The sequence below is a fragment of the Streptomyces violaceorubidus genome (assembly GCF_000717995.1).
GTDB classification, from domain to species: domain Bacteria; phylum Actinomycetota; class Actinomycetes; order Streptomycetales; family Streptomycetaceae; genus Streptomyces; species Streptomyces violaceorubidus.
Window position 1 is genome coordinate 1 of record NZ_JODM01000004.1, and the last position, 20,364, is coordinate 20,364.

Here is a 20,364-nt window from a genome sequence, read left to right on the forward strand (position 1 = left end):
CCGGGCACCCCGCTACGACGTCGGCAAAACCGTCAAGCGCCCCGAGACTCTCAAAGCCATCGGCAAGCCTGGCAGGTCCTGGTAGATAAAGAACAAGCTAGGGGCGTCCCGGTCAACCCCCGTAAGGGATGTCACAGCTCGGCCGCAAAGGACCCCCCGAACGGCCGGGCCCGGCACGTCACTCTCCGGGACCAGGTACGTTCGAAGGCGTGGCTGGATTCAGGATCGGACGCGGCCGGGACAACGGCGCTCCAAACGCGCGACCGCAACGCCCCCCGTACGGACAGCAGGCGCCCCAGGGACCGTCGTACGGCGGCCCCGCGACGCCTCAGCCCCCGTACCCGCAGCAGCCGTACGGGGGCGGTGCCCCCGCGCCCGGCGGCTCCCCGTGGCCCCAGGCACACGGCGGCGGACACGGCGGACACGGTGAACCGGAGTACTTCGGCGACGGCGGCTACGGACCCGGCGGCGGCCCCCACCAGGCCCCCTACGACCCGTACGCGGCCAACAACCCGGGCCACACCCAGGCGTTCACCGTCGACGACCCCTACAGCCAGGGCGACACCTACCGCGCCGGCGCCGCCCCGGCCCCCGGCCCGGTCGGCCCCCGCCTGCACTGGAAGGACCTCCTGAAGGGCGTGGTCCTCGCGCCCAACCAGACCTTCCTCCAGATGCGGGACTACGCGATGTGGGCCCCGGCGCTCATCGTCACGTTCCTCTACGGCCTGCTGGCGGTCTTCGGCTTCGACGGCGCCCGCGAGGAGGCGATCAACGCCACCCTCTCGAACGCCATCCCGATCGTCCTGACCACGGCGGTGGCGATGGTGCTCAGCGCCTTCGTCCTGGGCGTGGTCACCCACACCCTGGCCCGCCAGCTCGGCGGCGACGGCGCCTGGCAGCCCACGGTCGGCCTCTCCATGCTGATCATGTCCCTCACGGACGCCCCGCGCCTGGTCGTCGCCATGTTCGCCGGCGGCGACGCGCCCTTCGTCCAGATCCTCGGCTGGGCCACCTGGGTCGCGGCCGGCGCCCTGCTCACCCTGATGGTCGGCCGCTCCCACGACCTGCCCTGGCCCAAGGCGCTCGGCGCGTCCGCGATCCAGCTGATCGCCCTGCTGTCGATCGTGAAGCTGGGCACGTTCTAGAAGCTCGGCGCGTTTCGGAGGCTCGGCGCCTCCCGGTCGCAGACGTACGACAAGAGGGCCCCGGTGTGCGCGTCGCGCACCGGGGCCCTTCCCTGCCGCACCGTGATCACCTCCTGCTACTGTCGGCCTGCTCACGCGGGACGAGCGGCGAACACGTGAAACGCCCCCCTGCGTGACCGCCCTGGGGAGGGACTCCTTTCGTGATTCGTCCGCTGAACAAGCGGGCCGTGCGCCGTCGGCGTGCGCTCGGCCGTATCGCTCTCACCGTCACGCTCGCCGTGACCGCCGGAATCGGCACCGCCACGGCGACGGCCGCCGCCGACACCCCCGCCGCGTCCGCCGACCCCGTCGTCGTCAGCCCGGGCGCGCGCTTCGTGCCCCGCGCCACCCTCGTACTGAACGCCGGCGAGACCGGCTTCCTCACCGCGCAGGAGGGCGACGACCGCCTCCGCTGGATCGACTACGCCACCGGCGCGACGACCGTCCTCGACCACCGGCTGCCCGAGCCGCTCAGCTACGACGTCGACGACTTCCGCTTCGACCGGTACCCCGGCGACTTCGGCCACGGCTCCGACACCGTCGCCCTCTACGCGGCGTCCCCGTCCCCGCACGTGACGCTCCAGCAGCGGGCCGGCGGCGGCCCGACCGTCACGATCCCGGTCCCGGACGGCCAGACGTACGTCGCGACCTACGGCGACACCGTCATCACCCGCACCGGCACCGAGGACGCCGCGACGGGCCTGCACCTGCTGCGCCTGGAGAACGGCGAGGTGCGGGACCGGAGGCTGGAGGGGCTGCCGGAGGGGTGGCACCTCAGCATCAGCAGCGGCGACGCCCGGTCCGTGGCCGTCCGCGCCATCAAGTGGGAGGGCACCAGGATGTCCCAGGGGTGGTGGGTCGTCGACCTCGCCACCGGGTCCCTGAAGGCGCTCTCCACGCACGGCGAGCACGTCTGGTTCGACCAGGACACCGTCTTCCACCTCGGCGCCCCGGAGCCCTACGCCGCCCAGGTGTACCGGCGGGACGACCTGGACGCGGAGCCGACCACCCTCGACCTGCGGGAGGTGGGCACGAACGAGGACACGATCCTGCCCTTCGCCGGCCGGTTCGCCACCGTGACCCCGCCCAACCCCGGCAACGACGAGTACCGCGGCAACCACCTCGCCCTGGAGGACACCGAGGGCGACTGGACGTCCCTGCTGACCGTCGCCTCCCCCTCGGTGCACCGCACGCCCGAGGGTTCGCTGCTGGTGGCCGGCGCCGAGAAGGACACCGACTACGGCCCGCTCGACTGGGGGTACTACCTCCTCACGCCCGCCGCCGACGGCACCGTCACCCGCAGGCGCGTCGCGGACATCGAGGACCGGGAGGCCGATCCGGCCGGCATCTCGCTGGGCAGCGGCATCCTCACCACGGCCGACGACTCCAAGCTCTTCATGCCGCACACCTACGTCGGCGCCTACCGCAGCACCTGGCTGAAGACCTCCGGCCGCCCCGAGGAGCTGAACTCGACCGTCGACGGCCTCGTGTCGGGCAGCGAGAGCGACTGCGGCGACGCCGAGTACGGCTACTGCGTGACCATGTTCGCGAGCGGAGACGGACACCACGGCCGCAGGACCGCGACCGAGCGGGACGTCACCATGCTCTACGCCAACGGCGACGAGTCCTGGGGCCCGCGGGTGACCTCCGGCTACTACAGCCCGGACCTCGTCGACCTGTCCGGCCGGTACGGCATCGTGGAGGAGGCGTCGGGCGGCGTGCAGGCCGTCCTCCGGTTCAAGGACGGCGACACCGGCGGCGTCCTGCAGAAGCGGGAGGTCGTCGCGGCCGCCGTCTGGGGCGACACCCTGTGGAGCGCCACCGGCAGCTGGTACGACGTGCGCCTGGACCTGCCGACCACGGTCACGGCGAAGAACCTGTCCACGAACGCCGCCGGCGAGACCTTCGACGCGGGGTGCGTGCCCCGCGAGCTCCAGGCCGTGGGCCGCTGGGTGTACTGGCAGTGCGACGACTCCTGGCCCAACTACCCGGGCGGCGGCGTCTACGACCGTCAGACCAAGCGCACGGTGCGGCTCGGCACCGACAAGACGCTCCTCGGCGACGGCTACCTGGTCCGCCAGTCGGACACGACCGGCCTGACCCTGGTCGACCTGCACGAGGGCCTTCCCGCCGGCGCCACCGAGGCGGACCTGCCCCGGCGCGTGATCGTCACCGCCGCCGAGCTGGGCGACCGGACCGTGCGCCGGGCCGGCTGGACGGTGGACCGCTTCGGCGGCCACGTCGCCTACATCGGCGCGGACCGCCGGGTGCGGATCGTCCCGTCGGGCGTCCCGGCCTCCCGGATCGCCGTGATCGACGCGGAGACGACGCCCGCCCTGGACCTCAAGGCCACCGGGGCGGCGTGGACGTCGCGCTGGTGGCTGTCCAAGCCCGCCGCCTCCTGGTCGCTGACGCTGAGGAACAAGGCAAGCGGCAAGACCGTGCGCACCCTGTCCGGCGGCGAGGCCCGCGGCATGCTCTCGACCTCCTGGGACGGCAGGGACGCCGCCGGGGCGTACGTCCCGAACGGCGCCTACACCTGGACCCTGACCGCGAAGCCCGCCGACGGCGCCGGGTCCGGCCTGTCCGTCTCCGGGACCGTGCCGGTCACCGGCGGCGCCGCCGTCTGGCGGGACCTGGCGGGCGACGACGGCTTCGGCGACCTGCTGGCGACGGACTCCGCCGGGGCCGTGTCGCTGTACCGGGGCACCGGCACCGGCGGCGTGTCGTCCCGCACCGCCGGGTCCGCCGGCGCCTTCGCCGCCGGCTCGGTGCTCGTGCCCGTCGGCGACGTGGACGGCGACCGGTGCGCCGACGTCCTGGCCCGGGTCGGCGACCAGCTGCGGGCCTACCGCCCCGGCTGCGGCAAGGTCGTGGGCACCTCGTCGCCGTACACGCCGGTCGGCAACGGCTGGGGGCAGTACGACCGGCTGACGTCACCCGGCGACCTGAACGGCGACGGCCACGCCGACCTGATCGGCCGCCAGACGACCACCGGCGACATCTACTTCTACGCGGGCACCGCCGACCACCACCTGAAGTCCCGGGTGCGGATCCAGACCAACTGGAAGCTCTACCAGCGGATCACCGGCGCCGGGGACCTGAACGGCGACGGGCGCGGCGACCTGCTCGGGCTCGACTCCGCCGGTGTGCTGTGGCGGTACTACGGCACCGCCGCCGGCAGCGTGACCAAGCGGGAGCGGGTCGGCGGCGGCTGGAACGTCTACTCCGCCCTCGTCGGCACCGCCGACCTCTCCGGCGACGGCCGCGCCGACCTGCTGGCCCGCGACACCACCGGCAGGCTGTGGCGGTACGCGTCCACGGGAGACGGCACGTACGGCGGCCGGGTGCTGGTGGGCACGGGCGGCTGGAACACCTTCAAGGGCCTGCACTGACCTGAGCAGGGAGAGGGGCCCCGGCGTGACGCGATCACACCGGGGCCCCTCTTGCCTCACACCCGTCAGGCGTCGAGCACCTGCCCGTCCCGTCGGACGACGGGAGGAAGGACGCTCCAGGCTGACTTGACTCGATGACGGTAGTAGTCTGGCCCTGCTCAAGAGGCAGGGGGAGGGCCGACCGTGGCACGCAAGGTAGGCGTCTACACCCGGATTTCGCGGGATGACGAGGGCGAGTCTCTGGGAGTCGCCAGGCAGCAGCAGGACTGCGAACGCCTCGCGGATCTCCGATCGTGGCAGGTCGTGAAGACCTACGAGGACAACGACGTGTCGGCGTTCAAGCGCAACGTCGTGCGCGATGAGTTCGAGCTGATGCTGAGAGACCTCCGCGCCGGCCTCATCGACGGAATCGTGGCCTACGACCTAGACCGCCTAGCCCGACAGCCGCGGGACCTGGAACGCCTCATCGAGATCTTCGACGAGCGGCCCCGCCTGGAGTTCGCCACCGTCACGAACGACATCAACCTTGGCTCTCCGGACGGTCGCACCATGGCCCGCATCATGGTCGCGTTCGCCAACAAGTCGTCGCACGACGCGTCACGCCGGATCAAACGCAAGCACCTGGAGCTGGCCCAGCAAGGCAAGGACAGCGGCGGTCCGGCGCCGTACGGCTGGAGCAAGGACGACCGCACCAAGGTCGACCCCACGGCCGCCGAGGCCATCCGCGAGGCACAGCGCGAAGTCCTCGCCGGCGTCCGCATCGGAACCATCCGGACCCGGTGGCAGCAACAGGGGTTGGGCAACCCGCGCGCAGGCACCAAGCGCATGGCCCACCACCACGTCGAGCAGATCCTGACCAACCCCAGGCTGGTCGGCTACCGGACATACCACGGCGAAATCCTGGTCGGCGAGGACGGCGAGCCGGTCAAGGGCAACTGGGAGCGGATCAACACCCTGGAAGAGTGGGAAGCCGTCTGCGCGGCCGTCGCCGAGCGGAAGCAGAAGCATCCCGGCAGGTCGCTCGCCCGTAAGTACCTGCTCTCGGGCATTGCCCGGTGCGGACTGTGCAAGGCGAAGATCCGAGGGCAGAGCAACAACCGCTGGCAGCCAGGATCGAAAGCCGCGAGATACACGTACCAGTGCTCCGTGGTGAACGGCGGATGCGGCAAGGTCGGACGGGTTGGAGAGCCCGTCGACAGGCTCATAGTCCAACTCGCACTCGAAGAACAGCGCGCGCGAGCAGCAGTAACCGCCGTCCCGGCCGATCAGCAGTGGCCGCGCGAGGACGAGTTGCAGCAGGTCTCCCAAGACATCGCCCAACTCGTGGATGCCGAACGCTCGAAACAGATCACGGTGGCCACCCTCTTGCAGCTCCTGCCGGCCAAAGAGCGGCTGCGCGACGAACTCAAACTGGAACGGGCCCGCTTCTACAAGGAGCAGAAGCAGGCCGAGGCAAAGGGCGACGCGGCGAACCTGACCGTCGAAGAGTTCTTTGCGCTGCCAGTCGAACGCCAGCAAGAGATCGTGCTGCACAGCCTCTCAGCCGTGATCATTCACCCAGCCGGACGAGGACGCCGGAAGTTCGACCCGAGCCTGATCGAACCCGTCTGGCGGTGACGATCAGGCCCGCCCCTGCAACACGAGGGCACGGCGTACCCACTCGGCATCACGCTCAGGAGCACGCCGAAGGTGCATTCGCAGCCACTCGTCAGTGCTCATGACCTCACGCTTAGCCGTTGCCTTACGGGGCTCCGGGTTACTGGTCTGACTCATCAAGGGCACCTCCTGCCAGTTCTTCGCGGGCGGTTTCGCGGTTGTGCTGGATGTCGCGGCGGATGTTGGCGGCGAGCCAGGATTCGCCGGGGGTGTGGCCGTGGCCGGCGTAGGTCCAGTGGGCGAGGGTGAGGGTGGTGGCGTCCTCGTCGTCGGGGTCGGGCAGGCCGAGGGCGGTGCGTTGCTGGGCGGCGCGGTAGTCGGCGCGGGTCTGGCGCAGTTCGCCGAGGGTGGTCGAGTAGCGGCGGGACTTGGTGGAGAAGTGGCCGCGGAAGCCGAGCATGTGGGCCCAGTCGCGCAGCTTCCGGTCGGGGTAGAGCGCGTGCAGGTCGAGGCACGCGGCGATGAGCCGGGCCGGGTGATCCGGGACACCGAGCAGGATCAGCGCGTCTTTGCTGCCGATGCGGCGGTCTACGGTGCCGGTGGTCTCGGCCGCTTTCGTGGCGTACTTGGCGACGTAGGAGGCCACGGCCTGTTCGGTGATGTCCTCGCCGTCGCCGAAGGCCCGGATCGGGCGCACGTCGAGCTGTGTGCCCCACCGCAGGGTGCGGGCGGGCTGGTCCCCGGAGGGGGCTACGTCGACTTCCACGCGGGCGGCGGCGGCTTGGATCGCGTCGGTGAGCAGGTCGAGGGTCGCCCAGGCCGGCGGAGGCGAGTCGGGCCCGTCGGGTCCGTCGAAGCGGATCACGGCGTGGAAGTGCACGGCGCCGCGCTTCTGGTACTCAGCGACCTTCCCGAACGAGACCCGGGACTGCTCCTTGGCGTCCTTCTGGGTGAGTCCGGCGTGCTTGGCGATCTCGCGGCGCAGGTAGATCGTGAAGTAGCGCCACAGTTCGGAGGCGTGGTTGTTCCACAGCACCGCCCCGGCGTAGTCGTACGCGTCGGGGTGAAGCGGGGTGCCCAACTCCGGGGCATCCTCGGAGTGGTGGGTGCCGCAGCGGCAGGGCCGGGTGCCGGGCCGGTTGTGGACCGGGCCGAACGAGGGGGCGGTGAGGGTGGCGAACACCCGGGGGTGGTCCCGGATCGTCTCGGGGGTGCCCTTGGCGGGGTCGCCGACGAGGCCCGCGCGGATGAGGTGGTAGGTGTCGCCGGCGTAGGTCCAGGCGCAGGAGGGGCAGCGGGAGGCACGGCGGTTGCCGCAGGCGACGCGGAGCCGTCCGCCGGGTTCGGTGTCGGTCGAGTAGGAGTGCAGCACCTTGCCGGTGGCTGCGTCGCGGGTGACGGTCGAGCCGGTCAGGTGGATGGGGTCGGAGCAGCCGCCGGTGCTGCGGATCTGGTCCTGGATGCGGTCGAAGCCGGGGGACCCGGCCAGCCTCAGCACGTCGGCGAGGGTGGCCGGGTCCAGGCCCGCCGCAGTGGCGGTGTTGTTCACAGGGCGCCGTCCGGGGTGTGGTCGGTCATCCGGTCGAGTGCCGAGGCGGCCTCGATGGCGGCGCGGGCCAGGTCCCGGAGTACGTCAGCGGTGCCGGGCCGGGCCAGGAGGGCGATGTCGATGGCCTCGCCGCCGATGCGGAGGCTCACGAATCCCTCGTCGTCGGGCGTGCTGTCGAAGACGTTGACCCGGCTGGTGGTGTCGGGTTCCAGGTGCGCGGAGGTCGTGACGGTCCTCACTTGTCGTCCTCCGTGGCGGTGTGGCGGTCGATCCAGTCCTCAGCGCAGACCTTGTGCACGGGCTTGCCGCGGTCGGAGCGCAGCGGGGTCGGCTTGTCGCAGAGGACGCACGGCTTGTCACCGCTGGGGTCGAAGTGCTCGGGAGAGCGCCAGTCGAGGAGAGCCACCGCGGTCACCGACCCGTCCGGGCGAGGGCCGCGGGGGCGGTGTGGCCGGTGCCCTGGCAGGCCGGGCAGGTGATCCGGAGGGTGGCGCGGGAGCCGTCGCGGTGTCGGGTGCCGGTGGTGATGGTGGCGGTGGCGAAGCCGTCGCAGTCGCGGCAGACGCGCGTGTTCTGGGCGTGCTGGGGCATGATGAGGCTTCCCTTTCGGGTCCGTTGGATCTGGATGGGAGGAGCCGTCCGGGGCGGCAGCTACTTGGCGGTTGAGGCCGCCCCGGCCGGTGCTACTTGCTGAGCAGGTTCTTGCGCTTGGTGGTGCGGTTGATCGTGTAGCTGAGGCCACCGGTGGCCGACAGGACCGCTACGGCGGCGCCGGCGACGACCTGTGCGACGAAGGCAATCACCAGCAGCAGCGCGATCGACCCGGTGAGGACGACGAGCGTCAGGACGATCGGACCCTTGTAGGAGCGCGGGGCTTCCTGGACGATCACGATGCGGCGCAGGTCGGTGCCGGGCGGAATCTGCCGGTAGAGGTCGGCGGGGATGTGTCCAGCGCGGATCTGGTCATCGGGCAACTGCATGGCTCAGCCCTCCTTTCAGACGCAGCGGTGGGTGCGGGCGGCGAGTTCGGCGGCCGACCGGTCGCCGTATTCGTTGGAGAAGCCGCACTTCGGGGCGGTGCAGGCGGCGGTGTGCCGGGTCTGGCCCCGGCCGTTGTTGAACGTGCCGACCTGCACGGGGCCGATGCGGATCACGTCGTAGAAGCGGTTCGGGCGCACGCGGGTCACCTCCTTTCAGGCGAGTTGGGCGACGATCGCGCCGGCGAGGTCTTCCGGGACCCCGAGGCGAGCGCGCAGGGTGGCGGTGTCGATGTCCGTGCCGGTGCGCGTGCGGTGCTCGGTGGCGACCTTTCGGGCGTGGTCGACCAGGGCAGGCGGCACCGCGGGGACCGAGGCAGCAGCCGGTGCTTGCGGCAGTGCCGGGGCAGGCTCCGGCGTTGGGATCTCCGGGACCGGAACCGGCTCCGAGGTCGGTTCGGGCGCCGCGGGGCGGTCCACGACCGGATCGGGCCGGGTCGCAGGCTCCGGAGCCGGGACGGGGGCCGGGTCGGTGGGAGTGTGGGCGAGGAGGGTGCCGCCGAGGAAGGCCAGGGCGGGCCAGCCGGCGACCAGGATGCGCAACCAAGCTGGAACGTGGTCGAGGTCGAGGAGTCCCGCGGTGGCGATGTTCGCGCCGAGGGAGGCGACCAGGGCGACCAGGAACCAGAACCAGGCCAGCTTCGAGCGCTCAGTGCGCAGCCGGTGCCACACCGCGACCAACAGGAGGTCGACGGAGACGGGGTAGGCCCATGCCTTCCATCCGGTCTGTCCGGCCGCTTCGGCAAGGTCGTGCAGGTGGGCGAAGGACAGGGAACCGGCGATCACGGCCTGAATGAGTACGGCATCGATGCGGATCGAGCGGACCACGACTCTTCACCTCCCCTCGGAGGGTGAGTCGTCGGCGGGGATCTCGCCGGCGCCGAAGCAGTTCAGGCACATGCCGGTCTGCTGGCCGACCGTCCTGCGCTGGCGTCCGACGCGGACGGGGCGGGAGACCTCCCCGGTGCCCTTGCAGGGCGGACACGGGATGGTCTGGGGCGTGGTGGTCTTGCGCGGAGCCATGAGCGATCCCCCTTTCAAGGGGTCAGGGCTGCGAGGTGACCAGCGGCGGGACGGTGGGCATCGGCGGCACCTGCCGGGCCGGGGGCCGGAACGGGGCCAGGAACGGCAGATCCGGGGTCAGGTGCGCGAACTCCCGGCACACGGCCGCCGCTTCAGCCGGCGTGGTCTCGGGGGTGCGGATGCGGGACCAGCCACCGGAGGTGTCACCGGCCACCGCGACACCGGGACGATCGGCCCGGATCGAGGTCGCCGCCATCACCGCGTCCGGGGCGATGTCCCCCAGGCCCATTTCGGCGGTCTGCTTGTCGTTGACCCGGTGGACCACACGGCCGGTGAGCTGGGCCCGCAACGCGGTGGCGCCCCTGCCGAGGTCGGAGCCGAAGCGCTGCCCGCAAACCTCCAGGTAGATGCCGACCGCACGGGCCATCTGACCCAGCCGCACGAGCTGCATGACCGTCCGGTCGCGGGCCGCTTCGTCCTTCTTCGAGGTGACGAAGAACAGCTCTGCCACCTCATCGATCAGGACGATCAGCGGCACCGGCCGCAGCTTCGCGGGCAGGTCCCACACGTCCGAGACACCGTGGAGGGCGAGGAGATCGAAGCGCTCGCTCATTTCCAGGACCAGCGCGTCTATCAGCCGCCCGGCCATGTCCGGGTCCGTGGCCAGAGCCGACAGGCGGGGCGCGTAGCGGCTGTGCTCGACACCGCGCTTGCAGTCGATGCCGATCAACCCGACCGGGAGCTTCGCCAGGCCCTTGACCAAGTTCCGCTGGTACACGGACTTGCCGGACTGGTTCGCACCCAGGGTCAGCGCCATGGGGACCGCGCGGTAGTCCCGCTCGAAGACCGTGCCGTCCTCCCGCAGGGCCACCGGGACCACGAGGCCGCGGGGCTGTGCGGAGCGCGGAAGGCGGACGCGGCGCAGCACGTCGTAGCCCGTCATCCGCAGTTCCACGTAGCCGGGCCGGGTTTCCGCCACGGTGACTGAGTGGACACCGAAGGCGTGGCGCAGCCGTTCCGAGGAGGTGGCCACGTCGGCGGGCTCCAGGCCGGCCGGGAGACGCAGCGTGATGCGCAGCCCGGTCGAGGAGGGGCGGACGCGTCGGACCTTCGGCGGCACCGGCCGGACCTCACGGCGGGCCAGGTTGCGCGTCATGAAGGCCCGCAGTCCGGACGGCTGCACCGTGAGTCCGCACACCTCCATCGTGGACGCGTACGACCAGGTGAACCGGCCCCACGTCAGCGGCAGGCCCACGGTCGACCAGTACACGCGGGGCGCCCGCTGCTTGGCGTAGCCGAGACCGCCGGCACCCGCTAAGGCGCCCGTGGCCTCCAGCCACATCGTCAGGTCGCTCATGGTCAGGCCGCCGCCGTGATCGCGACCGCGCGGAACGAGATCCCGTGGCGCTTCTGGCCGTTGAACTCGTTCTCCCAGTCACGGGCCTTGAGGCCGACCACCCGCACCGGCATGCCCGGGGCCAGACCCTCGGGGTAGCCGGTCTCGGGGATGGTGACCTGGTAGAGGTTGCCCTCTCCGTCGTCCGAGACGAGCAGGCCCACGGTCGACAGGCCCGCACCGGTGTCCCGGTCGATGGCCCGCTCACCGGTCTTCTTGTTCGCCATCTTCGGTTCCGGCGCGGTCGCCACGAACACGATGGCGGTGGAGAGATCGATCTTGAACGACGGCATAGCTCACTCCAGAGCAGGTCAGAGTTAGGCCCCTTGGACCTCTTGCTCAACTTGTTGGTCAAGCTGACACCTAGAGATTGACCCACCGAGAGTGAGACGTCAAGCACTTCGCGCGAACATGTACCAACAAGTTGAGCGAGTGCGTCATGATGGAGGCATGAGCAAGCAGCCGAAGTACCAGCAGGTGGCCGACGCGCTGCGTCGTGAGATCGACAACGGCATGTACGCCCCTGGGGACCGGTTGCCGTCCGAAGCCGAGCTGGCCAGCCGGTTTGACGCCTCGCGGAACACTGTCCGATCCGGTTTGAGCTTGCTGGTCAGCCAAGGGCTCGTTACGTCCAGCCAAGGGCTGGGCTACGAAGTGCGGAAGCACGAAGTCTTCGAGCTGAACGCGTCCCGCTTCGAGAACCTGACTTTCCCGCAGAACGGCGACGCCTACTCAACCGACGTGACGAACGCCGGCCGCCGCCCGCACCAGACGTTCCGAGTCGAGATGACGCCCACCCCGGAGTACATCGCCGAGCGGCTCAAGGTGGAAGTCGGCTCCCGGTCCGTGCTGCGCTTCTGTCACCGGTTCGTCGATGACGTGCCGTGGTCTACGCAGGCGACTCACTACCCGGATTGGCTGATCCAGGAGGCGCCGAGGCTCGCTGAACCAGGCGACATCGACGAAGGCACCACCCGCTACCTGGCTGGCCGAGGGATCGAGCAGGTGGGCTACGCCGACGAAATCTCTACCCGGATGCCGACCCCGGAGGAAGCGCGCCTCTTGGAGATCGGTCCCGGTGTACCAGTCCTGCTTTGGACGCGCACGGGTTACACGACCGAGCGTCCCGCACGCTGCACGGTGACTACCTTCCGCGGGGACCTGAACCGCATGAACTACGAGATTGGCGACCTGGCCGCCCGGAACGAGAACGACGCCAAGTGAGAATCACGAGCGCAACACCCGATGACCTTGATCGGCTGCTCAGCTTCCGGACCGAAGCTGCGGAATGGATCAGCCAGCTCGGTAGCGACCAGTGGAGTCGGCCGTACCCGGCGGACCGCCTCTTGGCGACCATCGAGGCAGGAACAGTCTTCATGCTGAGGGATGGGGAGCGTACCGCCGGCACCATCACACTTACGCCCGAGGCCGAGGAAGGGTTGTGGAGCGCCGAGGAACTGGGCGACTGCTCGATGTTCGTGAACAAGCTGACGGTCGCGCGGGAGTACGCCGGACGAGAGCTTGGAAGCAGACTCCTGGACTGGGCTGGCGATCGCGCGTACCGCGCCGGCGCGAAGTGGCTACGACTCGACGCGTGGACCACCAACGAACGCCTACAGCGGTACTACCTGGACGAAGGTTTTCAGCACGTGAGGACCGTTCTCGAAGGCAACGCCGTCAACGGCGGACCGCGAGTATCTGGCTGGCTTGCCCAACGCCCAACCCGTCCAGCCGAACACGGTCTCACCGACGAGACACCGACCCCTGAACCGCTGCGCACCTGAGTTGTTACAGGTTTCTCTACCTCATCAAGCCCCGGCTGCGCTCCGCTCCGCCGGGCGCGCTTCCCGGCTCCGCTCCGGGCGCCGCTCCTGCCTTCGGCCCGCTCCGCCCGCGCTGCGCCGACGCGCGCCCACACGTGGATAAGGCCCGAGGCCATGAGTCGATCACCGCATAGAACGGGGCGCGGTCAAAGACGATGCCTCCGGCGGGGGATCGGCCGACACCGGGGGGAGGGGGCGCCGTCGCCGACCGCGGGCACGTAGTGGCGTGCGTGGTGTGCTCCCATCCCGCACACCGTCGACCCAGGCAGAGCCGAGCAGACGCGGCCCAGGGGCGTCAAGGTCGTTCGTACAGTGGCGCGCTCCACCTTGACGCCCCTGAACCACGCCCGCTCCACGGTGTGTGGGTCGACGGCGTACGGGATGGGAGCTGGGGTAAGTGGTGGGTTGCTGAAGACCGCCTTCGCGTTACTCCCGGCCGCCCTGAGGCGTCCGTAGGAGCTAATCAAAGCCTGGCGCTCTCCCGCCGATCGCATCGCTCGCAGCACGCATGAACGCCCCGCGTGCTGAGTGACGAGCCCCCTCGAGTGCCGCCTGCTCACTAGTAGCCAACGTGAAGAGGTACTGATCACTGCCGTGATTGGCGAGGGAGACGTCATTGGTCACGTCAGCCACGGACTGACAGGCCGTCCACAGCCTGTGGGCAGCCTGCGCCACCTCATCGGGGCCTTCGAGTATGACGTTGGCGCACGCCTCTCTCAGGTCAAGGATGGCAGCGTCAACCTCTAAGACGATGGGCGCCACAGGAGCTTCAGGCGCGGGCGAGGGCTTAGTTCGCCACAGGTCCTGGATCTTTCGGTCAGCTTCGTGGTACTTCCGCAAAACCTCTAGATAGGCGTCTCGCCTCGCCTCGCGATGCATGATTTTTCGCTGTTCGCGGCGTTCCGCTTCCTTGTCGCGAAACTCTTGGCGACCCCGAAGCAGGCTGAAGCCACCAGTGAGAGCGACACCGAGCAACGCCCCACTAGCACCAATGGCAGCACTCCAGCGGTCAACAGCCATGGGCCCTCAGAGAGCTTCCTTGTTCTGCTTCACAGACTCGCCCGACCTATGTACTGGAGGCAAGACACTCCACGGGAAGTTGATCCAGTCATCGGTCCGCTTCCACACGTACTCGCACTGGACGAGGGAGTGCGACTTCTCGTAGATCACCGCGCTGCGGACCTCGGCGACCGTGTCCAGGCAGAAGTCCCGCACCAGCTTGAGCGTCTTGCCGGTGTCGGCGACGTCATCGGTGATCAGGACCTTCTTGTCGGAGAAGTCGATGACGTTGGGGACCGGCGCGAGCATGACGGGCATGTCGAGCGTGGTCCCGACGCCGGTGTAGAACTCCACGTTCACCAGGTGGATGTTCTTGCAGTCGAGCGCGTACGCCAGCCCGCCGGCGACGAAGACACCCCCGCGGGCGATGGACAGCACTATGTCCGGCTCGTACCCGTCGTCGGCGACGGCCTGAGCGAGTTCGCGCACGGCGACGCCGAACTGCTCGTAGGTCAGGTTCTCCCGAACATCACTCATGCGCGCGTCCTGCTCGTCACTGGGTTCATACCTGGGTCCGATGGAAATTGAGGAAGGAGCGGGAGGCGGTCGGCCCCCGCTGCCCCTGGTAACGGGACCCGTAGCGCTCGCTCCCGTAGGGGTGCTCGGCCGGCGAGGTGAGCCGGAACATGCACAGCTGCCCGATCTTCATCCCCGGCCACAGCTTGATCGGGAGGGTCGCGAGGTTGCTCAGCTCCAGCGTCACGTGCCCCGAGAAGCCCGGGTCGATGAACCCGGCGGTGGAGTGCGTGACGAGCCCGAGCCGCCCGAGCGAGCTCTTCCCCTCCAGCCGCGAGGCGAGGTCGTCGGGGAGGGTGATCACCTCGTACGTGCTGGCCAGCACGAACTCGCCGGGGTGCAGGATGAACGGCTCGTCGCCCTCCGGCTCCACGAGCCGGGTCAGATCCACCTGCTCGACGGAGGGGTCGATGTGCGGGTACCGGTGATTCTCGAACACCCGGAAGTAGCGGTCGAGACGCACGTCGATGCTCGACGGCTGCACCATGGAGTCGTCGAAGGGCTCGATGCGGACCCGTCCGGCGTCGATCTCGGCCCGGATGTCCTTGTCTGAGAGAAGCACGCACCGAGGATACGCAAGGCGCGCGGAGCAGCGACAACCGCCGCCGCGCCGCGCGCCCGGACCCGTACCTGTACTGCCCTGTACTGCTCCCGCTACCGCTTCTCCGCACCCACCGGCACGGCGCTCCGCAGCCGCGCACACCGCGGACATCGGACGAGCCGACCGGGGCCGAGTCGCTCGGCCTGCTGCATCGGGAACGAGGTGGCGGTGAACACGTGCCCATCGGCACAGCGGACGACGGTGCGCTCCATCAAGTCCTTCAAGTCCCTTCCCCAAGAGCCGCGTCTGGCTTACTACCCTGACGACAAAAGCCACAGTACGGGATGAAAGAGACGACTCTCCAGACGGCACTCCGCCCTCACGCACACCTCTCCGGGGGCCCCACCGTACGCCCCAACTCGGAGCCCCCGCAGCCTCATCCCCACCCCCGCACGACCACCGGCCCCACGGGCGCGAACACCGAGGGCCGGGCATGGGGTAGAGTGAGCGAGCGTCCAGGCACCGACCACGGTCGGCGTCTTACGCGGGTGTAGTTTAATGGTAGAACATCAGCTTCCCAAGCTGAGAGCGCGAGTTCGATTCTCGTCACCCGCTCCATAATCAAACCCCAGGTCAGCGATCTGGGGTTTATGCCTTGTCTAGACCATTTTGAGGGCTCCGCTCCCTTTACGTGCCCTAAGTCGAGGCACGGCGGTCATTTGTGCGGCACTACCGAGCCCATCTGAACGACTCGACCCTTCAGCGTCTCAAATAGTGAGACGTTTCATGTGGCCTGCGCCGCTATCACGTGACAAGACCGCGAAGTCGCTTACGCAAAGCAGTAGTTAACAGCGGCTACGTGCAGATCACGACGCGCCATGCTCCGGCAGGAGCCGAAGCGGTCGTACTCACTTCACCGCGTAAGCCCTGAAGCCCGCTCAGAAGCCGCGTTGCCAGTGGTGCTCATTAGGCTCTTGACGTCACCCCGATGACAGGAGGCCGCGCATGGCCGGGTTCGAGATCAACAAGCGGGCCATCGAGAAAGTGCGGCGAGAGATCGCGAAGGAATTCGAGCGAGCGGCCCATAAGCATCCGATCCGAGTCCCGATCGAGGTGAGCACCCCAGACGTTGCCGCCTGGGTGCCAGCAGGGCCCATCGAAAGGGATCCGTACCTCTCTCGCCTCTTGCTGTGGATTGACGACCTGGCCACTCTCCAGCCAGCGGTTTCTGCCTACGGCAGTTCGCCCCCACACTGGGAGCTCGCCGGAGCAGCAGGAAGTCCTCATCCAGGACGTCGAGGTGCTGGAGGTAGCCACGTCCGCCGAGCAGCCGGAGCCCGGACGGATCAGGGCCGCCTATCTGCGCGTGCAGGAAGCCCTGGGCACGATCACGGCCACGACCGCTGGCCTCACGCTGTTGGTACAGCAAGGGCAGGACGCGTACCAAGCAGTGAGCCTTTTCCATCATCGGTCTGAGCTGACCAAATGCAGGGTCACGACGGCTCGGACGAGGCTTGTGACGCGAGTGGTCGAGCACCGCAGCTTGCGAAGGAGTCGCTAGGACTTGAGGGTGGCGACGGCTTGCTCGACCAGGGCCCGGATCTTGGCGTGAGACCGGTTGACGGCTTCCTGACCTCGGGAGAGTGCCTCCCGACGTCCCCAGTATGGGACGCGGACCGTGCCCCCGGCGCCTCGGTATCCCTTGTCGGCCCAGCACGGGATGCCAGCGTCCGTGAGAGTGCGGACGACGCCGTGTTCACGGGCGGCCCGGACCTGGTGGACGGCACCGGGCAGAGCCGGAGAGGCCCACAGCAGCCGCCCGGACGGATCGGCCAGGACCTGCACGTTCATCCCGTGTTTCTTGCGCTTGCCGGAGTAGAAGGGGCGGTCCGCGGCGATGCGGTCGATGGGCAGCAGGGTGCCGTCCAGCAGCACGAATGCCTTCGTCGATGCCGTACGGGCTGCCTCCTCGAGGGATGGGGCAAGTGCGGCCAGGAGCTCGACGGCCTCGGCGACGTACCGGTAGGCGGTCGTGGTGCCGATGCCGAACCCGGCCGCGAGCTGGGCATATGGGTGACCGTTGCGAAGGTGGGCGAGAGTGAGCAGGGCCTGCCGGCCCGGGCTCAGGCGCCGCCACCGGGTGCCGAGCTCGTGACGGTGTCGGCGGATCTTGGCGGACAGGAAGCGCAGGGCAGAGCTGGACACGTCGATGCCCGACGGGTAGACAAGCACACGAAGCCTCTGGTGGAGACGGTTCTCTTGGTCGAAAACCCATCTACCAGGGGCTTCACCTGTCTGTCAGCCCAACTGGACTGTCCAGCGGACTGGTTGGAAAGGGCCCACTGACTTACCCGTACCGTGCTCAGCGCCCGGGGATGCCGTGATATCCGTGGATCTCCTCCTCGTCCCCTGGAGTGTTGCAGTGGAGCAGTACGCGTCGGCCTCGGGCTACGCGAGCATCGTGCAAGCAGGCAGAGATGTGGTGATGCACGGTGAGAGCGCGCCGTACGAGCTCAGGATGTGGCCGTCACCCTCACAGACATTGTCGGCCGAGGAGGCGCGCGCTCAGCCCAGTCGGTTGCTCCGAGCCGGGGAGGAGATCGTCGAGTTCGTCGGCCGGGAGGCCGAATTGGGCACCCTGCGCTTTTGGTGGGACGGCTGTCGAAAACGCGCGCCCGTCGCGTTGCGGCTTATTTATGGGCCAGGAGGTCAGGGCAAGACGCGGCTGGCAGCTCAGGCCGCCCGTATATGGCGGCAGGAGGGGAGGAGTACTTTTCATGCGGTCCCGCGGCCGTACTCCTCGACTGGTCCCGTACCGGAGACCCCGGCGGTCGGAACCGGCTCAGGGACGCTGATCGTGGTCGACTACGCCCAGGAGTGGGACACCAACAGTCTGCTCCGGCTCATCCACGACATGTCCTCCCCTGAAACAGCACCGGTACTGATACTGCTGCTGGCGCGGTCGGCGGGCATGTGGTGGCAGATGCTCGTATCTCGTGTCGTCAGAAGTTTCGACTTGGTGCCGGAGGCGCTCCGACTCGAACCTCTCGTCAGTCGGCCGTCGGACCGAGCGCCTCTCTTCTCCGAAGCCGTCCGTCAGTTCGCCGCCGCTCTCGATGCCCCCGTCGCACCCCTCTCCGGCCTCCGCCTTCCTTCCAGCCTCCAGGACAACAGCGCCTACGACCAAGTACTGACGTTGCACATGTCCGCCCTCGCCCACGTCCTGGCGGCCGTGCAGGACAGCACCGCGCCCAACGACCCCGACAAGCTCTCGGCCTACCTCCTGGCACGCGAGTGCGACCATTGGGCGCGCTTGCACGAACGTGGCCTGCTCAAGGCCGACCCGAACGCAATGTCCCAGGTCATGTACATCGCGGCGCTGACGGGGCCGTTGTCGCACGCGGACGGGACAGCAGCTCTCGAGACCGCCCCCGTCGAGTTGTGGGAGCATCCGGGAAGGCTCATCAAGGACCACTCCGTGTGCTACGCACCGAGCCGAGCGGGCTCCGTGCTCGAACCGCTCTACCCGGACCGGCTCAACGAGGACTTCCTGGCGCTGATGTCCCCCGGGCACGATTGCGCGTTCCCGGCGGACTCGTGGAGCGCTCAAGCACTCGGTCTTCTCCTGAAACCAGACGGCGCCCCCTGGACGCGTACCGCGCTCACCACACTGGCCGAGACCGCCAAGCGATGGCCCCATGTCGCACACGAACATCTCATCCCGCTGTTACATGAACACCCCGAGCTCTGTCTGGAAGCGGGGAGCGCCGCGATCATTGCCCTGACAGAACTGCATGACCTCGACGGCATGCTGGTACTGGACTTGCACGAGCTTCTCGCTGAGCGTCGTCCCGTCGACCTCAATGCCGGCTACGTCGCCCTCCTCACCTGGCTGTCGGACAGGGCTCACCTCTTCCCTGACGACCAACGGGCGCTCGTGAACGCCGCGTTGTGCGGAGCGCTCGGTGAGGTCGGCCGCTATGTGGAAGCCGTCGACTACGGCGAGGCGGCCGTCGCTCTTCTCCGGCGGCTCATGGCGGACGGTGCGGAAGACTGCCGCGGCCATCTCGCCGGCGCTCTGTCCAATCTCTCCGAATACCTCTCCTTGACCGGGGCGTATCAGGCTGCTCTGGATGCCGCATGGGAGGCGGTCTCCTACTATCGGAGCCTCGCGCGCCATGCTCCTGGCGAGTTCGAACTCCGGCTGGCCGTCGCACTCAGCAACGTCGGAAACTGCCTGGCCGTACATCTGGACAGGGCGTCGGAGGCACTGGCTCCCGCCGACGAAGCAGTCCGCATCCTGAGGGGCTTGGACGAGACCGATCCGAACACCCATGCCGGGGTACTCGCCGCGGCGCTGGCGGCCCTCAGCCGAGCAGCCGCCGCCTGGCGCAACGACGCTCTGGCTCTCGAAGCCGCCGAGGAGTCCCTCAACCTCCGCAGGCGCCTGGCCGAGGCCCAGGGAGCCATTCACTCTCCAGAGCTCTCCAGGGCCCTGGACACCTTCGGCAGGGCCCTGTGGAGAACTGGCCGGACGGACGAGGCACTTGCTTCCCTGGAGGAATCCGTCACGATCCAAAGGAGACTCGCCACGATCGTGCCCGACCGCTTCGAACCCATGCTGAACAGCCAACTCCACTACCTCTTCGCACGCTACCGGGAGTTGGGACTCCGGAAGAAGCTGGTATCCATCGCCGAGGAACTGGTCGCGCTGGACCAACGCCGGGTCGACAGAGGCCGACAGGAATACCGGCCCGCTCTGGCCGTCACCACGTACAACCTCGCAGTCGCACGAGGCGGAGCCGGACAATGGGACGAGGCGTGCTCGGCGGCAGACCTTGCGGCCGACCTGATCCGCCCCCGCGCCACACTCGGTGTCGTGGCTTCCGAGGTCGCGCTCGTCCGTTTCCTCTGTGGAGCCGCCCTGATACGCGTGGAAGGACGGAGGGATCCGGGCGGAGTGCCGGGCAAGATCAACGAAGCGCTCGCGGTCTATGCAAGACTCCCCGTCACCCTTCCGGCGTACCTGCGGCGCGAATGCCTCGACGCTTTCGAGGTGTTGGAGGAATCGCTGGAAGCCGCAGGAGACCGTAGCTCGGCAGTCGAACTGAGGAGACGGCGCATGCGCCGCACTCCGATTGGTCAGGTCAACTTGTAGGTATGACGGCGAAGATGAGGGGAGAAGCCATCGGATTTTCCTTGAGCGCACGGGCGTTCAGCCGAATGCCTGTCGCAGGGGGAACGC

At 68.8% G+C, this 20,364-nt stretch carries 19 protein-coding genes, 1 tRNA gene and 1 pseudogene; 7 read left to right on the forward strand and 14 right to left on the reverse strand.

The window, feature by feature from the left end; genetic code table 11:
- Positions 1-128: 128 nt before the first annotated feature.
- The 3 genes from IE94_RS0108120 to IE94_RS0108135 all read left to right on the forward strand — a co-directional run bounded on the left by IE94_RS0108120 (position 129) and on the right by IE94_RS0108135 (position 6,196).
- Positions 129-1,145 carry a Yip1 family protein gene (locus IE94_RS0108120; RefSeq protein WP_037922156.1) on the forward strand — a complete coding sequence of 339 codons (1,017 nt, stop codon included), beginning with the start codon at positions 129-131 and terminating at the stop codon, positions 1,143-1,145.
- A gap of 200 nt (positions 1,146-1,345) precedes the next feature.
- Positions 1,346-4,579 carry an FG-GAP-like repeat-containing protein gene (locus IE94_RS41525; protein ID WP_030180384.1) on the forward strand — a complete coding sequence of 1,078 codons (3,234 nt, stop codon included), beginning with the start codon at positions 1,346-1,348 and terminating at the stop codon, positions 4,577-4,579.
- A gap of 183 nt (positions 4,580-4,762) precedes the next feature.
- Positions 4,763-6,196, forward strand: coding sequence for a recombinase family protein (locus IE94_RS0108135; RefSeq protein WP_030180386.1), 1,434 nt, complete (start codon positions 4,763-4,765; stop codon positions 6,194-6,196).
- Between the two features lie 139 nt (positions 6,197-6,335).
- On the opposite strand, the gene repSA is transcribed toward IE94_RS0108135, so the two are convergent.
- The 10 genes from repSA to IE94_RS0108185 form a co-directional block, all read right to left on the reverse strand.
- Entirely contained in the window at positions 6,336-7,724 is a 1,389-nt protein-coding gene (gene repSA, locus IE94_RS0108140) for a replication initiator protein RepSA (RefSeq protein WP_030180388.1), read from the reverse strand.
- Positions 7,721-7,963 (reverse strand): hypothetical protein, encoded by a 243-nt coding sequence (locus IE94_RS0108145; RefSeq protein ID WP_030180391.1) that lies wholly within the window; start codon positions 7,961-7,963, stop codon positions 7,721-7,723. The genes repSA and IE94_RS0108145 overlap by 4 nt, the downstream gene beginning before the upstream one ends.
- Positions 7,960-8,139, reverse strand: coding sequence for a hypothetical protein (locus tag IE94_RS35290; RefSeq protein ID WP_037922159.1), 180 nt, complete (start codon positions 8,137-8,139; stop codon positions 7,960-7,962). The genes IE94_RS0108145 and IE94_RS35290 overlap by 4 nt, the downstream gene beginning before the upstream one ends.
- Positions 8,136-8,315 carry a hypothetical protein gene (locus tag IE94_RS0108155; RefSeq protein ID WP_030180394.1) on the reverse strand — a complete coding sequence of 60 codons (180 nt, stop codon included), beginning with the start codon at positions 8,313-8,315 and terminating at the stop codon, positions 8,136-8,138. Before IE94_RS0108155 ends, IE94_RS35290 begins: the two co-directional genes overlap by 4 nt.
- A 92-nt stretch (positions 8,316-8,407) precedes the next feature.
- Entirely contained in the window at positions 8,408-8,704 is a 297-nt protein-coding gene (locus tag IE94_RS0108160; protein WP_030180397.1) for a hypothetical protein, read from the reverse strand.
- Positions 8,705-8,719: 15 nt separating this feature from the next.
- A complete protein-coding gene (locus tag IE94_RS0108165; RefSeq protein WP_030180399.1) occupies positions 8,720-8,902 on the reverse strand; it encodes a mobile element transfer protein in 183 nt (60 codons plus the stop codon).
- Positions 8,903-8,917: 15 nt separating this feature from the next.
- Positions 8,918-9,589, reverse strand: coding sequence for a DUF2637 domain-containing protein (locus tag IE94_RS0108170; protein WP_030180402.1), 672 nt, complete (start codon positions 9,587-9,589; stop codon positions 8,918-8,920).
- Positions 9,590-9,595: 6 nt separating this feature from the next.
- The gene (locus IE94_RS0108175) at positions 9,596-9,784 is read right to left on the reverse strand and encodes a hypothetical protein (protein ID WP_030180406.1); all 189 of its coding nucleotides are present in this window, start codon (positions 9,782-9,784) and stop codon (positions 9,596-9,598) included.
- Between the two features lie 22 nt (positions 9,785-9,806).
- Complete coding sequence (locus IE94_RS0108180) at positions 9,807-11,141, reverse strand: FtsK/SpoIIIE domain-containing protein (RefSeq protein ID WP_030180409.1); 1,335 nt, start codon at positions 11,139-11,141, stop codon at positions 9,807-9,809.
- A gap of 2 nt (positions 11,142-11,143) precedes the next feature.
- The gene (locus tag IE94_RS0108185; protein ID WP_030180411.1) at positions 11,144-11,473 is read right to left on the reverse strand and encodes an SCO3933 family regulatory protein; all 330 of its coding nucleotides are present in this window, start codon (positions 11,471-11,473) and stop codon (positions 11,144-11,146) included.
- A gap of 157 nt (positions 11,474-11,630) precedes the next feature.
- Between IE94_RS0108185 and IE94_RS0108190 the strand changes: the two genes are divergently transcribed.
- Together IE94_RS0108190 and IE94_RS0108195 are read left to right on the forward strand one after the other, a co-directional pair.
- Complete coding sequence (locus tag IE94_RS0108190; protein WP_030180413.1) at positions 11,631-12,404, forward strand: GntR family transcriptional regulator; 774 nt, start codon at positions 11,631-11,633, stop codon at positions 12,402-12,404.
- Entirely contained in the window at positions 12,401-12,964 is a 564-nt protein-coding gene (locus IE94_RS0108195) for a GNAT family N-acetyltransferase (RefSeq protein WP_030180415.1), read from the forward strand. The genes IE94_RS0108190 and IE94_RS0108195 overlap by 4 nt, the downstream gene beginning before the upstream one ends.
- A gap of 498 nt (positions 12,965-13,462) precedes the next feature.
- Here IE94_RS0108195 and IE94_RS39845 read toward each other — a convergent pair whose 3' ends face one another.
- The 3 genes from IE94_RS39845 to dcd are packed head-to-tail and all read right to left on the reverse strand — an operon-like array spanning position 13,463 to position 15,140.
- The gene (locus IE94_RS39845) at positions 13,463-14,023 is read right to left on the reverse strand and encodes a hypothetical protein (RefSeq protein WP_157849328.1); all 561 of its coding nucleotides are present in this window, start codon (positions 14,021-14,023) and stop codon (positions 13,463-13,465) included.
- 6 nt (positions 14,024-14,029) lie between these two features.
- Positions 14,030-14,539, reverse strand: coding sequence for a phosphoribosyltransferase (locus IE94_RS0108205; protein WP_030180419.1), 510 nt, complete (start codon positions 14,537-14,539; stop codon positions 14,030-14,032).
- A gap of 25 nt (positions 14,540-14,564) precedes the next feature.
- A complete protein-coding gene (gene dcd, locus IE94_RS0108210; RefSeq protein WP_030180420.1) occupies positions 14,565-15,140 on the reverse strand; it encodes a dCTP deaminase in 576 nt (191 codons plus the stop codon).
- 523 nt (positions 15,141-15,663) lie between these two features.
- On the opposite strand from dcd, the gene IE94_RS0108220 reads away from it, so the two are divergent.
- Positions 15,664-15,737 (forward strand) — tRNA-Gly (locus IE94_RS0108220).
- A gap of 846 nt (positions 15,738-16,583) precedes the next feature.
- Here the strand turns inward: IE94_RS0108220 and IE94_RS35295 are convergent.
- Positions 16,584-17,351: pseudogene (locus IE94_RS35295) on the reverse strand (transposase family protein).
- A gap of 157 nt (positions 17,352-17,508) precedes the next feature.
- Between IE94_RS35295 and IE94_RS0108230 the strand changes: the two are divergent.
- The gene (locus tag IE94_RS0108230) at positions 17,509-20,277 is read left to right on the forward strand and encodes a tetratricopeptide repeat protein (RefSeq protein ID WP_157849329.1); all 2,769 of its coding nucleotides are present in this window, start codon (positions 17,509-17,511) and stop codon (positions 20,275-20,277) included.
- Positions 20,278-20,364 lie beyond the last annotated feature (87 nt).